Source organism: Gelidibacter gilvus, from assembly GCF_004115975.1.
Lineage (GTDB): Bacteria > Bacteroidota > Bacteroidia > Flavobacteriales > Flavobacteriaceae > Gelidibacter > Gelidibacter gilvus.
Map to the genome: position 1 here is coordinate 260,592 of NZ_SDDZ01000003.1, position 15,755 is coordinate 276,346.

12 protein-coding genes are annotated in these 15,755 nt (G+C 36.1%); 5 read left to right on the top strand and 7 right to left on the bottom strand.

What is annotated here, in order from left to right; translation table 11 throughout:
• Nucleotides 1-94: 94 nt before the first annotated feature.
• Both ESZ48_RS07600 and ESZ48_RS07605 read right to left on the bottom strand, forming a co-directional pair.
• The gene (locus ESZ48_RS07600) at nt 95-1,027 is read right to left on the bottom strand and encodes a nuclear transport factor 2-like protein (protein ID WP_129016732.1); all 933 of its coding nucleotides are present in this window, start codon (nt 1,025-1,027) and stop codon (nt 95-97) included.
• A 758-nt stretch (nt 1,028-1,785) separates the two neighbouring features.
• Nucleotides 1,786-2,304 carry a nuclear transport factor 2 family protein gene (locus ESZ48_RS07605; protein WP_129016733.1) on the bottom strand — a complete coding sequence of 173 codons (519 nt, stop codon included), beginning with the start codon at nt 2,302-2,304 and terminating at the stop codon, nt 1,786-1,788.
• 141 nt (nt 2,305-2,445) lie between these two features.
• On the opposite strand from ESZ48_RS07605, the gene ESZ48_RS07610 reads away from it, so the two are divergent.
• Nucleotides 2,446-5,484, top strand: a complete 3,039-nt coding sequence (locus tag ESZ48_RS07610) for a ligand-binding sensor domain-containing protein (RefSeq protein ID WP_223266389.1) — start codon at nt 2,446-2,448, stop codon at nt 5,482-5,484.
• A 73-nt stretch (nt 5,485-5,557) separates the two neighbouring features.
• Nucleotides 5,558-6,190, top strand: a complete 633-nt coding sequence (locus ESZ48_RS07615; protein ID WP_129016735.1) for a response regulator — start codon at nt 5,558-5,560, stop codon at nt 6,188-6,190.
• A 188-nt stretch (nt 6,191-6,378) separates the two neighbouring features.
• Here ESZ48_RS07615 and ESZ48_RS07620 read toward each other — a convergent pair whose 3' ends face one another.
• Nucleotides 6,379-7,416, bottom strand: coding sequence for an AI-2E family transporter (locus ESZ48_RS07620; RefSeq protein ID WP_129016736.1), 1,038 nt, complete (start codon nt 7,414-7,416; stop codon nt 6,379-6,381).
• A gap of 106 nt (nt 7,417-7,522) precedes the next feature.
• Nucleotides 7,523-8,731: a diaminopimelate decarboxylase gene (gene lysA, locus ESZ48_RS07625; RefSeq protein WP_129016737.1), complete on the bottom strand. Its 1,209-nt coding sequence runs from the start codon at nt 8,729-8,731 to the stop codon at nt 7,523-7,525.
• Nucleotides 8,732-8,991: 260 nt separating this feature from the next.
• On the opposite strand from lysA, the gene sucC reads away from it, so the two are divergent.
• Complete coding sequence (gene sucC, locus ESZ48_RS07630; RefSeq protein WP_129016738.1) at nt 8,992-10,185, top strand: ADP-forming succinate--CoA ligase subunit beta; 1,194 nt, start codon at nt 8,992-8,994, stop codon at nt 10,183-10,185.
• 619 nt (nt 10,186-10,804) lie between these two features.
• On the opposite strand, the gene ESZ48_RS07635 is transcribed toward sucC, so the two are convergent.
• Together ESZ48_RS07635 and ESZ48_RS07640 are read right to left on the bottom strand one after the other, a co-directional pair.
• The gene (locus ESZ48_RS07635; RefSeq protein ID WP_129016739.1) at nt 10,805-11,062 is read right to left on the bottom strand and encodes a DUF1456 family protein; all 258 of its coding nucleotides are present in this window, start codon (nt 11,060-11,062) and stop codon (nt 10,805-10,807) included.
• A gap of 126 nt (nt 11,063-11,188) precedes the next feature.
• Nucleotides 11,189-11,995: an alpha/beta hydrolase gene (locus ESZ48_RS07640; RefSeq protein WP_129016740.1), complete on the bottom strand. Its 807-nt coding sequence runs from the start codon at nt 11,993-11,995 to the stop codon at nt 11,189-11,191.
• Nucleotides 11,996-12,262: 267 nt separating this feature from the next.
• On the opposite strand from ESZ48_RS07640, the gene ESZ48_RS07645 reads away from it, so the two are divergent.
• Nucleotides 12,263-12,664 (top strand): TerB family tellurite resistance protein, encoded by a 402-nt coding sequence (locus tag ESZ48_RS07645; protein WP_129016741.1) that lies wholly within the window; start codon nt 12,263-12,265, stop codon nt 12,662-12,664.
• A gap of 213 nt (nt 12,665-12,877) precedes the next feature.
• On the opposite strand, the gene uvrB is transcribed toward ESZ48_RS07645, so the two are convergent.
• On the bottom strand, nt 12,878-14,881 hold the full coding sequence (uvrB, locus tag ESZ48_RS07650) for an excinuclease ABC subunit UvrB (RefSeq protein WP_129016742.1): 2,004 nt from the start codon (nt 14,879-14,881) through the stop codon (nt 12,878-12,880).
• 227 nt (nt 14,882-15,108) lie between these two features.
• Here uvrB and ESZ48_RS07655 point away from each other — a divergent pair, with 227 nt between their 5' ends.
• Nucleotides 15,109-15,642, top strand: coding sequence for a lipid-binding SYLF domain-containing protein (locus ESZ48_RS07655; RefSeq protein ID WP_129016743.1), 534 nt, complete (start codon nt 15,109-15,111; stop codon nt 15,640-15,642).
• Nucleotides 15,643-15,755 lie beyond the last annotated feature (113 nt).

A 15,755-nucleotide genomic window follows, 5' to 3' on the forward strand; every position in this document is an offset into this window, starting at 1 on the left:
TAGAATTCGATTGTTTTATTTCCACTAATGGGTTTTAATACCCCGAGATCCTCAGCTTTAAGATTTTAAAGTTTATTTCGATAGGCATAAGTCTCTATTCCAATAGCTTCGGATTATAATAGGCCGTTTCCGAAATTATTTTTCCTTCTTTATTGAAGTCATTTATATAATGAATGGGCAGGATTATTGCTTTTTTATCGGATTTACGGATGAGGTTGATGTTCCACCAAGACTGGACTACTCGGGCATCTCCCATTTCATAGTGTAAGTAGTCCGGATAGCCTACCACATCAATGCTGGTAATTTCATATTGTTCTAAAATCTTTTTATCGATTTCTTTTTGTTCAGCTATGGAAATACCTTCAAAAGTAGGAGAACTTGAATCCAAGAAGCGAGCATTTTCGTCATAAAAACCGTACATTTTTTCCAAATCGGCGTTTTCCAGAGCATACATCATTTTCCGAATGGTATTGATGTTTTCGTGATGGTTGTAGATGGTACCGTTGGTTCTATCGGTAAAACTGGATTGTATTTCATCAATGACCCTTCCATTTCCGTAGCCAATGATCATTTTGATCTTATTGTCTTTGGTGAGCGTGTATAGTCTATGGGCTCCCGCATCAATTTTTACGCCTGTATTTTTTTGTACACCTTTTAGTAAACTCCAAGTTTGTACCCAAACCTCGCCATCTGGGTTATCTTTTTTGTATTCAATGGCATCCGCATAAGATCCTGGAAAATCTTCTATGGCATAATAATCCAATTGGTTGTAATACACCATTTGATTGACAAGAAATGCTTCTTTGTCCATGCCCTTGTCATTTGGGTTGTTGGATGTACCGTTATAAGCTTTAAAATCATCAGTTAAGTAACTCGCCATTTTCGATCGGTCTCCGCCAACCGAGGCTTTTATAAAATCGTGTACAACATCTATGGCAGGATGTTCAATATAAACGGTTCCATTCTTTTTTTGGGCGTAGTTAATAAATGCTGACAGCATCATTACCACAAGGACTGTTTTTTTCATAATTTTTTGAATTTTGTGTTCGCTATAGACAAACGGGTTAGTAGGGCATTGTTGTTTTTAATTTTTTCATTTCCATTCGAATCAACTTAATGGCATTTGTTTTAGTTCCCAGATATCCAGATATTCTGAATGTTCAAGCGGTTCTAAATTCTGATGTTTTTTTTTCTAGAAATATCGGTGGTCTCTTTTTTAATTATATTTTTATTCGTTTTATAGCATCAGTTGATTTGATTGAGGACAGAATAATCCATCTCTGATGCCCCAAAGGCAATTTAAAAAGGCATTATAAAAATGTAAATGAATACGAGTTTGGGGCGGTGGATTTTTTCAGATTGCGGTTAACTATAGTAACCACAAAACTTTTGAGAAGAATAGAACCTTTTGATAATAGCGCGAGTAGATGGCTTTGGGTCAGTCTGAAATTAATTGTATGCGTTCTGTTTTTCATAATAATTATATTGATTAGTACAAATTTCAAATGCTATGATGGTTTGAATTCTGTTCTTTAGATGCTATCAATTATTATAAGCCAAATTAGATTCTAGAGGAAGTGGATTAGCTTAACTGAAAAAGTGCGATTTATTGCGATCATTTTTTATTACTCCTAAAATACTTCACATTATTTTTAATGTCAATCACATGTTCATGTGGTTTTTTTGAATTTTCTAAATATGCTTCATACAAAAAGCGGGAATTCAGTTATGGAAATCCCGCTTTCAAATAGGTTATTTTGGACTCTGATAGATAGCTAATTAACTTTATTTAGGTGGTGATAACGTATAGTCCATAGCCATAAGCATCGCGAGATTGTCATAATAAATCATTGATTTTTGTATTTTATTATCATCTATAACATTGGCTGTAATTTGATAAGGCAAAACAAAATTCTTACCGTTTTCTGTAAACGAATAGGTACCCCAGACGGACACCCAATCTCCTTTCAAATCTCCAGATAATACTCTAAAAGTATTATACACATATTCGTTTGTTTGATTGGTACGTTTTTGGTGATTGGCTTTCCAGTTTGAAATCTGCTCTCTTTTTGATTCTTTGTCGCCATGGCTAGGTCCAGAACCTACATAGTCAACTGCCAATAAATTCTCCAAAACATCCATTTTGTTGTTTAATATGGCATCTAAATACGACGAAACCACTTGAATGTCCTGTTCTGCAGTAGGGTTTTCTACTACCACTTCTTTGTAACTTTTGTCTTGTGCGAAAGCAATTTGTCCTATACATAGTAAAATTACAATGGCTAGTTTTGTTAATGTTTTCATGATTTTTTATAGCTTATAGATTAATAGATTACTAAGGTATATTTTTCTTAATCTGTTGTCAATCACATATTAATGTGGTTTTTTTCTTGTTTTTTTAGTATATTTGTTTGTGGTTTAATTATTCCCGCCACTTTAAAAGCTTTGAACCCTCTCTTTAAGAAAATAGCTTTTGTTACTCTTATTTATTTGCTCTCTGTAAATAATGTGTTAATTGCACAGAATCCTTCACAAATAGATGTTCTAACTACTGAGGAAGGCTTGATATTTAGAGATGTAACTTCCATTGCACAAGACATCAATAAAACCATGTGGTTTGGTACAGACCTTGGGTTGGTACGTTATGATGGCTATAATTTTAAGGTCTACAATGCGGATAAGAGCAACCCATATTATATAGAAGAGGAATTGATTACAGGAGAATTGGTTTATGATGGTAAAACCAACGAACTCTGGTATATGGCGAATGATAAACTGTTTAAGATGCAGTTGTCTACTGATAAGGTAACTGCTTATGGCGCTTCACATAATATTAAAGGCAAAGTATTGCGCCTACTGAAGAATATAGATGGTAGTATCTGGATCATTACAGATGATTTTTTGACTGTTAACAATGGAAATGCGAAACAATACCTTCAAAAATTAGTTGACGGAGTATTTGAAATAAAGGCGTCAATTCCCAGAAATAAATATGCCTTCTGTAGATTGACTGGTGATGGCAAAGGGAATGTTTTATGGAGTTCGCCCTTTGAAAGTTTGAAATTTGATGCGGATGGTCACTTATTGAAGACCTTTAAATTGTCTTCTTATACTTGGCACGGTGATGAATTGAATTTTACGGTATCTTTTTACGATGATGATGGCACGCATTATTATTTTCCACAGAAAGAACGTGGTATCTATAGTTTTAATGAAACAGACCTATCTTCAAAATTGTTTTTTAAGAATAAAAATCAATTTTATTATGCCATTAATGATCATCAAGAACACCTGTGGTTTGCAGGTAATAAAGAATTGTATCGCTTGAATTATGATGGCGAATTCACAGACTTTACAGCCCAATTACAATCGCGATTTGATTACACGAAAATCAATGATATCTTCCTAGGTGCCAATAAATTACTTTGGGTTGCGACCGATAATGGACTATTTAAAATCAGAATTGGAGAAGAATTGTTTAAGCCGCTGTTTAAATCAAACAATGACGGCTGGGGAAACACCATGCGCGGTATTTTTGAAGATGCCAATGGAACTATATATGCGAGATCCGAAAACAAAAATCAGCTTTATTATAGAACGATCGGCGGTCATGTTGATTCACTAAACATCCAATTGGATAGCCTGTCTCTAATTGGTTTAAAATACATAGCCAATTTTTATGCTTTAGACGCCGCAAAGCAAAATGTATTTACCATAGGTGAGAGCTTATTGAAAATAAATTTAAAAGATGGTACGACAAAAAGTTATGATGAGTTTAAACCCTTAATAACTTATAAAGGCGAAAATCCGCTGATAAAACTCAAGAATGGAAAGTTGTTGTTTGGTCAAAGCTTGACACGATTGGTGTTATTTGATCCAAAGACTGAAAAGAGTCATTTGGTTTTCAAAGAAGATGAGGTGAAAACCGATATTGCCGATTTTAGATATTTCAAAGAAAGCAAAACTGATAGTGTTTTTTGGATAGGAACACAAAATGATGGCTTATTAAAAGTGCATTTTAGCGGACGTATTGAAAAAACATACAACACAACGTCTGCGCCATATATCTCAAGAAACTTTATTCTCGTTATTGAAGAAGAACCTAATGGTAGCCTTTGGGTAGGAACTTATGGAGGAGGTTTAAATCACATTTCTGCAGATGGAAAAAGTGTAAAAATTTATAACAAAACTCAAGGGTTGCCAGATAAAAATATTGTGGGCATTTTAACTGATGAGAATAACAGCTTGTGGATAAGTACGTATAATGGCTTATCTCATTTTGATAAAAAGTCTGAAATATTTCAGAATTTTTATACCGAAGATGGTCTGACGCATTTTGAGTTTAATTATTCGTCGTTTTTTAAAGATAGTAGAGGCAACTTTTATTTTGGAGGAATGAATGGGGTCAACGAATTTAAACCCAATGAAATATTAAAAAATACAGAACCACCAAAATTACATCTATTAAGTATTTCAGGTTATAATAGTAAAGAAAATTTAAGTTTCAAGACGGATTATATTCAAACCGCATTTACAGAATTTGACGTGTCGCCATATGTTCAGTATTTTCAAATTGATTGGACGATGCCAAGTTACTTCCAAAATCTGAAAAACACCTATAGCACCAAATTAGAAGGTTTTGAGAACCATTGGTTTTATCGAGGTAACGTGGCGTCTTTAGGTTACAATCAATTGCCAGCAGGAAGTTACGTGTTAAAGATAAAAGGCAAAGATTCCCGTGGCAACGAAAGCGCCACCATATTATCGATTCCAATAGAGGTACGACAAATATTCTATAAAAAGTGGTGGTTTATTTTCCTTGTTATGTTGGCAATAATTGGATTTATGTATGCGATTTTTAGATATCGATTTGAACAAGCACTAATTATGGAACGACTTCGTACTAAAATATCAAGTGATTTGCATGATGATGTTGGCTCCCTGCTTTCAGGGTTGGCCATGCAAACGGAGTTAATGGAAATGAATGCCAGCGAAGCAGATAGATTTAAACTCCAAAAGATTGCGAGCATCAGTAGAAATGCCATTTCTCAAATGCGGGATTTGGTTTGGAGTATTGATAGTCGACGAGAAACCGTTAAAGATTTGATAGAACGTATGCAAGAATTGGCTGAAGAGGTGCTGTTGCCAAAAAATATTTCATTCCAAATTGACAGTGCAGGCGTGAAGCACCTCAATAGAAAACTGGTGGCGCAAACAAAGCAGAATGTTTTTATGATCTACAAGGAGGCTATTACCAATATTTTAAGACATTCTGACGCAAGCCACGTCGCAATTAGCATTTCTAGCCAAACCAGAGGCTGTGATATTATAATTAAGGATAATGGCAGCTTCAAAAAGAATTATAAATCGACAGGATTTGGATTAGCTAATATGGTCATGAGAGCACGAAAATTAAAGGGCAAGATTCATTTTGAGAAAGTCAAAGGCTTTGGGGTTCATTTGCATCTACCATTTCATTTGTAATACCACATCATAATGTGATTGTGCACGCATCTTAATATGACTACTTTACGATAATAAAGAACTGCATGGAATTATGAAGGACATTAAGCTAGCTATTATAGAAGATGATGCCTTAGTGCAAGAGAGCCTATGTGCTTTTTTTGACGTTATTTCCCATACGCAATGTGTATTGGTGGCAGCTTCTATTGAGTCTTTTCTTAAGGACTTGCAGAGCTTGAAAAAGAAACCTGACATCATATTATTAGATATTAATTTATTGGGGATGTCGGGCATTGAAGGTATTCCATTAATAAAGCAAGAATTGCCACATGTAGATGTCATTATGCTGACAACGTTTGAAGATACTGATAGTATTTTTAAAGCTTTATGTGCGGGCGCTTGTTCCTATTTATCAAAAAAAACAACTTTGAAAAAAATTCAGGAAGCTGTGGAGATTGTTTTTGATGGAGGTTCTTATATGTCACCATCAATCGCAAGAAAAATAGCCAATCATTATGCCCCAAAAAACACTAAAAGTGAACTGTTGACCTCTCGTCAAAAAGAAATCGTGACAGGAATTGTTGATGGAAAAAGTTATAAAATGATAGCGGATGATTTATTTATATCACTTGATACCGTTAGAAGCCATATAAAGAATATCTATAAAACTTTAGAAATAAACAGTAAGGCTGAATTGATTAGAAAATCTTATGATCACAAGCTCTAGTTTTTACCAACCACAAATGGCGGGAGCGATGTAAAGTGCATAATTAAAATCCATTGTGAATTGTCCATCACGAATTTTGTTAGGGATCCAAATCTAAAAGCAAAGTGCATTATCGTCTTAATACTGAACCAATTCTGCTTTGTTGTGGGATATTAAAAACAACAACGTATTAATGCTCAGGTGATCGGTTATAGCCGTTCGGCATCTGTTTCCGTTTCCTGTTCTCCGTATTCTCTCCTATAAATACTCACTAAAGCCATGAAAAGACTGATCAATAAAGGTCCAAAAATCAAGCCGATGAAACCAAAAATAGGAACGCCAACAATAACACCAATTAGAGTGATAAGAGGATGGACGTCATCCAGTTTTTTGAGAACATAAAGACGTATAATATTGTCTGTGGTACCCACTACAACAAAACCATAGATTAAGATACCCCATGCCTGGAAGGTGTCTCCAGACGAAAGACTAATTAAAAATACAGGTAAAATACCCACTAAAGTTCCTACAAAAGGAATCATGGAACCTATGGTGACAATCACGAACCAGAAAAAAGGTTCACTAATGCCAAAAATCAGAAAGCCAATAAGAGCGATAATACCTTGTGCTAAAGCAACTAATGGAATCCCGATAGCGTTGGAACGCACCATAGCTTGGACTTCGCCACCTATTTCTTTTAGATTATCCTTATCCAAAGGAATATATTCCGTGAGCGATTCACGCAACGCCTTTCGGTTGGTCAACATATAATACAACATGAAATACATGAGTCCAATGGCAATAAAGGCATTGAAAGTACCGCCTACCACGTTCTGCAAATTAGTAGATACCCATCCGGTTATGGCAGCTGTATCAATTTTTGATGCAATATCAAACCCCAAATAATGTTCAACACTACTCAATTGCTCTTTAAAAGCTGTTACCACCTGCTCACTATTATTGGCTGCCCTGCCTATTTTATTGCTCAACATCCAAATAATACCTGCAAGAGGAAGTAGGATGCCAACAAAAGATAAAAACATAATGAGGGAGGCGGCCAAGGAAGCGTTCCATTTTTTGATTTTGACCAAATAAACCATCCACTTTTTGAAAAGGATATAAATGGTTATGGCTCCTAAGACGCCAGTAAGGTAAGGCAACATCTCCCGAAAAATCAAGCTTCCCATGAATAAAATGAGAAGGATTACAAAGATTTGACGGATTAATTTGGCAGGTATTCGGTTCATCGTGAGTAGTTTATATGGTGGTCCATAACAAAGGTGCTCTTCAATTTAAATATACAGCAAGTTTCTGCTATTCCGTCGGAAAAATAAATCGCAGATAGAAGAAATATTAACTCAAATCAATTTCAACTTGATTTTTAAGGATGTCATCAAAAGTTTCACGTTTTCTAATCAAATGTGCTTTTTTATTGTGCCATAATACTTCAGCAGGTTTGTATCGGGAGTTATAGTTACTGGCCATGCTAAAACAATAGGCACCTGCATTCTTAAAACAAAGGATATCACCTTCACTAATTTCGTTAATACGTATGTTGTTGGCGAAAGTGTCCGTTTCACAAATATAACCTACTACCGAGTAGAATCGCTCGCGGCCGTTGGGATTTGAAATATTAATAATATCGTGTTTAGATCCGTAGAACATTGGTCTTATCAAATGATTGAATCCAGAATCCACTTGCGCAAAGACGGTAGAGGTGGTCTGTTTGACAACGTTCACTTTTGTTAGAAAAACGCCAGCCTCACTCACCAAGAATTTTCCAGGCTCAAATGTCAAGGTTAATTCCCTTCCATATTTTTTACAGAAACTGTTGAAGCGGTCGGTAAGTTTTTGTCCCAATTCTTCAATATTGGTTTCTATATCCCCTTCTTTATAAGGCACTTTAAACCCAGATCCAAAATCGATGAATTCTAAATCTTTGAAATTCATTGCGGTGTCAAATAAGATTTCGCTGGCATAAAGGAAGACATCAATATCCAGAATGTCACTGCCTGTGTGCATATGGATGCCATTGATGTTCATTTTTGTGTTTTCAATAATGCGCAACAGATGCGGAATTTGATGGATGGAAATCCCAAATTTACTATCAATATGTCCAACGGAAATATTGGTGTTGCCACCGGCCATTACGTGCGGATTGATTCTGATGCAAACAGGTGTTTTTGGATATCGAGTTCCAAATTGTTCCAAGATGGACAGGTTGTCAATATTGATCTGAACACCAAGTTTCGCCGCCATTTCAATTTCTTCAAGAGAAACGCCGTTGGGTGTGTAGATGATTTGGTCTGGAGAAAATCCAGCTTTCAAGCCTAATTGAACTTCCTGAATGGATACTGTATCCAAACCAGAGCCTAATGTTTTTAAGAATCTTAGGATAGAAATATTTGATAATGCCTTAACCGCATATTTTATTTTTAACTTTTTAACCTTATTAAAAGCAGATGTTAAGCGTTTGTATTGCGTCGCTATTTTTTCTGTATCGTAGACATAAACTGGACTATCAAAGTCTTTTGCAATCTGTAGTAAAGTTTTTTGTTCCATTTTAATTTTTAATTTTAAATCGCGGTAAAGCTAAATCTTTTTTTTATTCAAACTAAGGAAAACCCCTAAAGTGACTCAACTTTTTATAGAATGAATTCAAGTGTTACAAACAATGGTCAAATTTATTGGTTAAAAGATTTATGTTGATTACTTTTGTGACCATTAATTTCTCAGATATTCTATAGAAATTAAAGGCAATTTTAAAATATTCCTCACGATATTTATTTGGATTGAGGAACTGACAAAATAAACATTTAAAGATGAATTTACACGAGTATCAAGGAAAAGATATTTTAAGCAGTTTTGGAGTACGTATCCAACGTGGTATTGTCGCAAAAAACGCCAATGAAGCTGTTGCTGCAGCAAAACAATTGACCGCTGAAACCGGAACTAGCTGGTATGTGATCAAAGCACAAGTTCATGCAGGTGGACGTGGTAAAGGTGGTGGTGTTAAATTGGCCAAAAGCCTAAAGGAAGTTGAAGAGATTTCCGGAAAGATCATCGGAATGCAATTGATAACACCTCAAACTTCCGCAGAAGGGAAAAAGGTGCATCAAGTTTTGATCGCTGAAGATGTGTACTATCCAGGAGCAAGTGAGACTAAAGAATTTTATGTTTCAGTTTTGTTGAATAGAGGTACCGGACGTAACATGATCATGTATTCTACTGAAGGAGGTATGGACATTGAAACCGTTGCTGAAGAAACACCTCATTTGATCTTTACTGAAGAAATTGATCCTGCTGTAGGTATTTTACCATTTCAAGCAAGACGCGTGGCTTTTAATCTTGGTTTGGAAGGCAATGCCTTTAAGGAAATGACCAAATTTATTACCAATCTTTATACGGCATACGATAAATCTGATGCGTCTTTATTTGAAATCAATCCAGTATTGAAAACAAGTGACGATAAAATTATTGCTGTTGATGCAAAGGTTACTATTGATGACAACGCGTTATACAGACATAAGGATTATTTGGATTTGCGTGATTTACGTGAAGAAAATGCCATTGAAGTAGAAGCTGGTGCTTTGGGTCTAAATTATGTAGACTTAGATGGTAACGTTGGCTGTATGGTTAATGGTGCTGGTCTGGCCATGGCAACTATGGACTTGATCAAGCAAGCAGGTGGAGAGCCAGCAAATTTCTTGGATGTTGGTGGTACCGCAGATGCCGCTCGTGTTGAGGCTGCATTCAGAATTATCCTAAAAGATCCAGGTGTAAAAGCAATCTTGATCAATATTTTTGGAGGCATTGTACGTTGTGACAGAGTAGCACAAGGTGTGATTGATGCTTACAGAAATATGGGAAATATCACTGTGCCAATTATTGTGCGTTTACAAGGAACAAATGCTGATATCGCTAAGAAATTGCTTGATGATTCAGGATTGGACGTTTTAAGTGCAACTGAATTCCAGGAAGCTGCTGATAAAGTACAGGCGGTTTTAGCTAACTAAAGGATACTCTTTTATATAATTTCAGACCTGACAAGTTTTTCAAAAACTTGTCAGGTCTTTTTAGTGAAACCCATATTCCAAAAGCCGAAGGCGCATTGGGATATGCTGGTTGAACTAATCCCGCTTTTTAGCGGGATCTGGACCCATATTCCAAAAGCCGAAGGCGCATTGGGATATGCTGGTTGAACTAATCCCGCTTTTTAGCGGGATCTGGACCCATATCCCAAAAGCCGAAGGCACATTGGGATATGCTGGTTGAACTAATCCCGCTTTTTAGCGGGATCTGAACCCATATTCCAAAAGCCGAAGGCGCATTGGAATATGCTGGTTGAACTAATCCCGCTTTTTAGCGGGATCTGAACCCCTGTCTGCCGACAGGCAGGCGAAACTCCAAAGCGAAGCGGCATTGGGTTTTGATGGTTGAACTAATCCTGCTTTTGGTCTGGATCATGATCTATACCCAAAACCTTAAAGCGATTTTATTCGTTGTCCAGAAAGTTATTTGGATACCAGAATCTGAAGTTTAACCTTCCGGCAACAGATCCTTTGAGGCTTGGTAAGGAATGTGAAAAACACTCCTTTTTAACTCCTCGTGGGCTGGGCTTTAATTGTTTTTACCTTAATCTTCTTTTTTAGACTTTCCTTTTTCACCTTTTACAGGCTTCGGTCCACGCAAATGGATGACCAGACCATTTAGGAAATTACGCAACACTTGATCGCCACATTCCATATAATTAGGATGGTCTTCTTTTCTAAAGAATGCACCCAATTCACTTCTTGAGATTCTGAAATCTACAAGCTCTAGTATTTTTACAATTTCGTCGTCTCTTAGTTGGAGGGCTACTCTTAATTTTTTGAAAATATCGTTGTTAGTCATTATTAATTTTGTTTTTTTGTTAATATATTAACGAGAAGTTGTCTCTGTTTATTTCTTATGATAAAGCCAGAACTTTTAGTTTTCTTAATTCTTAATTCTTAATTCTTAATTCTTAATTCTTAATTCTTAATTCTCAATCAACCATTGGTAGGCTTCTGGAAAATTATGCTGCCACAATACTTCATTATGGCGTCCACCTTCTATTATCATGTTTTTAATATGCTCTTTAGGAACTCCTTTTATTAGCAAGAGTTCTACCATTTTCTCTTGATCCAGTACCATCTCTTCACTTTCTTCTGAACCTGCCAAAAAATAAAACCTTGAATTGGGAGAAATATCAGTTTCAGATATAAAGTCAAAAATACGATTACTGAACCAGAATGATGGCGAAAATATACCAGCGTTTCCAAAAGTATCAGGATATTTTATAAGGGCATAAAAAGAGAGCAGACCTCCCAATGAAGAACCAAAAATAGTAGTGTGCTTAGCATCTTTTAATGTGCGATAAGTGGTGTCAATCTGTGGTTTAAGCGTATTTATGATAAAATCGAGGTATGCCTCAGCTTTTCCTCCTCCATATTTATCATTGGGAAATGGTGTTAATTCATCCATGCGATGTTCATTGCCATGTTCTATTCCTATAATAATGGATTTGGCATCTGAAATGGAATCAAGATACTCATCCACATACCATTCACCAACATAAGAGGTTTCCGCATCAAAGAGATTTTGTGCATCGTGCATATAAATTACAGAATACTCTTTATCTGAATAGGAATAGGCTTTAGGAAGATAGATCCAAATCTTTTTTTCGCCATGCAATTGTGGTGCGTCTATTTTAAATGTCGACACCTGCGCAGATGCGGTACTTTGGGCATGACCAAGACCACTAAATGCAAGAATGAATAGAGATAGAACATGAATGAGTTTCATTGCTGCAGGTATTGAACTTTAGATGACAAATTTATAAATAATTGACGATTGCAGTTCATCGAAACCGAAATTTGATTTGCATAAAACCGATGAAATGCAAAGTTTTTATAATTTATTGATAATCAAATGATTGATGGTCTAAAATGTATGAAAGTAAGAATAATACGATGAATTACAGTTTATTTTTCGATAAGCTACTAATAATCAACGATTATCAAAATTCAATTTTCTTTAACTTTATAAAAGAAATAATAAGATTCCTCTGTTATGATAAATCGTGTAGAAAAACTAAGCCTCCTTTCAGAAATGATTGCTTTTGCCCAAACTGATGCTTCCATAAAGACCATAGAATATAAATTCCTCCTGGGTGTGGCCAAACAATTGGAGATATCGAAAGAAGACTTTAATTATTTGTTTGAATTTCCGGTGAATTATGTGCATTTAAAATCGCATAGCGAACGTATAGTCCAATTTCATAGATTGGTATTGTTGATGAACCTTGGTCAGACCATTACAACCAAGGAACTCGTGAAATTGCATAATTTCGGATTGCGAATGGGGCTGAGCCATGAATCCATAAATCGCGTTCTGGATTTAATGGAAAGTTTCCCAAATAAGATCGTTCCACCAGATTTTCTAATCGATATTTTTAAAGTACAGTATAATTAGTGTTCATTCAGCAGTGTTCAGTCGGCAGTATTCAGCAAACAGTTATCAGTAGACATCTATCAGATCGTGGAAGGAAGTTTTATTCAAATTTTACAACAGATTTTGCGGATGTTCGCAGAATATTTTAATTTTCCACAACTCACAACTCACAACTCACAACTCACAACTCACAACTCACAACTCACAACTCACAACTCACAACTCACAACTCATTCACACCTTCAACTTCTCCAATTTACCTTGATACGCTTTAATATCATCTCTTAATTGTGCGGCTATAATAAAATCGAGAGCTTTGGCAGCTTGTTCCATCAGTTTTCGCGTTTCTCGAATTCTTTTTTCAAGCTGATCTTTTGTTAAGTACTCACTTTCTGGTTCTGCTGCTCTTATCGCCTCCAATTCATAACTATAGGTGCTTACAGAGTTTCTCGCCAATACATTATCCAAGCTTTTGTTAAGTGCGGTTGGTGTAATGCCATGTTTGGTATTATAGGCGATTTGCTTTTCCCGTCTATAATCAGTGTCGTCAATTGTTTTCTGCATGCTATTGGTGATTCGGTCGGCATACATAATCGCTTTTCCATTTAAATGTCTCGCAGCTCTACCCACTGTTTGCGTTAAGGAACGATTGGACCTTAAAAAACCTTCTTTGTCGGCATCTAAAATGGCAACCAAAGATACTTCTGGTAAATCCAATCCTTCACGTAATAAGTTAACACCCACCAAAACATCAAACAAACCTTTACGTAAATCTTGCATAATTTCTACCCGCTCCAAGGTATCCACATCGCTATGTATATAACGCACTCTAATCTGGATTCTGTCCAGATATTTCGTTAATTCCTCAGCCATGCGTTTGGTTAAGGTCGTCACCAAGATACGTTCGTCTTTTTCTACACGTTGATGGATTTCGTCAATCAGGTCGTCAATTTGGTTCAAACTTGGGCGCACCTCAATAATCGGATCCAATAAACCTGTCGGACGTATCAATTGTTCTACAAAGACCCCATCACTTTTTTGCAATTCATAATCGGCGGGAGTAGCACTTACATAGATGACTTGGTTTTGCATGGCTTCAAACTCTTCAAACTTTAAAGGTCTGTTGTCCATAGCTGCCGGAAGTCTAAAACCATATTCTACCAAATTTTCTTTTCGGCTTCTATCGCCGCCATACATGGCATGTACTTGAGAGATTGTCACGTGACTTTCATCAATGACCATCAAATAATCCTCTGGAAAATAGTCTAACAAACAGAACGGGCGTGTACCAGGCAAACGTCCGTCCAGATAGCGTGAATAATTTTCAATTCCAGAACAGTAGCCTAATTCTCGAATCATTTCAAGATCAAATTCGGTGCGTTCTTTTAAGCGTTTTGCTTCTAAATGTTTACCGATTTCCTTAAAATAATCATGTTGTTTGACCAAATCATCCTGAATCTCCTTAATGGCACCTTGAAGTACTTCAGGAGACGTTACGAACATATTTGCTGGATAGATGTTGATCTGGTCATACAATTCGATGACTTTATTATTTTGAATGTTGAAGGCTTCTATTTCTTCAATTTCATCACCAAAAAAATGGACACGTACACCATAATCGGCATATCCAGGAAAAATATCGACAGTATCGCCTTTTATTCTGAAATTTCCATGATTGAAATCGGCTTCCGTCCTTGAATATAGACTTTGGACCAATTGATGAAGTAGTTTTGTTCTGGAAATGACTTGGTCTCTTTTAAGCGTGATGACGTTTTTTTGAAATTCCACAGGATTCCCAATTCCGTATAAACAGGAGACGGACGCTACTACAATTACATCACGTCTGCCCGACAGTAGGGAAGAGGTGGTGCTCAATCGCATCTTTTCGATTTCTTCATTGATGGAGAGATCTTTTTCTATATACACCCCAGAAACAGGGATATAAGCTTCCGGTTGGTAATAATCATAGTAGGACACAAAGTATTCCACTGCGTTTTCCGGAAAAAACTGTTTGAACTCAGAGTATAGTTGTGCCGCCAAGGTTTTGTTGTGCGCCAAAACTAAGGTTGGGCGTTGCACTTCTTCAATGACGTTGGCCACGGTAAAAGTCTTACCAGAACCTGTTACTCCTAATAAGGTTTGATATTTTTCATGGTTTTCAATCCCCTTGGAAAGTAGTTTTATTGCTTGAGGCTGATCTCCAGTAGGTTTGAATTCCGATTTGATCTTGAATTTCATATTACAAATTTAACCAAAGTTTATTGAAGAATAACTGATATTCTTATTTAGATATCTCCGTCCTTTAGTATTGAGTTATAGTGTATTCGAGTTAATAAATACTGCGTTAGGATTAAATTTAAAATTATTTTTAGGGTATTTTTGCTAAACCTTAATTGAGATGGTTCTTCTCAATGAACTATTGATAATAAAAGTCAAGATTACTTAATCCATAATTATTAGAACTCATGAAAAATTTGAAACAATTTACTTTCGTTATTTGTATGCTGATAGCTTTCAGCGCTTTTTCACAAACCAAAAAAGATAAAAAAATAATATCTGATGCTAAGGATGCGAAAAAGGCGCTTATTAAAGCGGATGCTGGTCTTACCAAATATTTTGAAAAGGCCGCTGGATACGTTTTATTTCCAAATGTTGGAAAAGGCGGATTTATAGTAGGCGGTGCTTCTGGAAATGGAGTGGTTTATGAAAATGGTGTTGCCGTTGGAATGGCAGATTTAAAACAATTAAATATTGGTCTTCAAGCAGGAGGTCAGGCCATCATTGAAGTCATATTTTTTGAGACTGCGGTCGATTTAGCTCGATTTAAAGAAGGAAACTTCAAGTTTTCAGCAGAAGCCACTGCGGTTGCCGTAGAGTCTGGAGTTGCGGTAGCTACCCAATATAATGAGGGTGTTGCTACCTTTGCGCTTCCAAAAGCTGGACTTATGGCGAGTGCTTCGGTGGGTGGTCAGAAATTTAGTTATAACGCATTTTACTAAAGTTATTTGATGATTTAAAAAGAATCATTTAAAAGAATAGGAACGTCCATGAGAAATTTTTCATGGACGTTTTTTCATGGATTATAGTTTAGGCTGATGTGGATTGGTACACT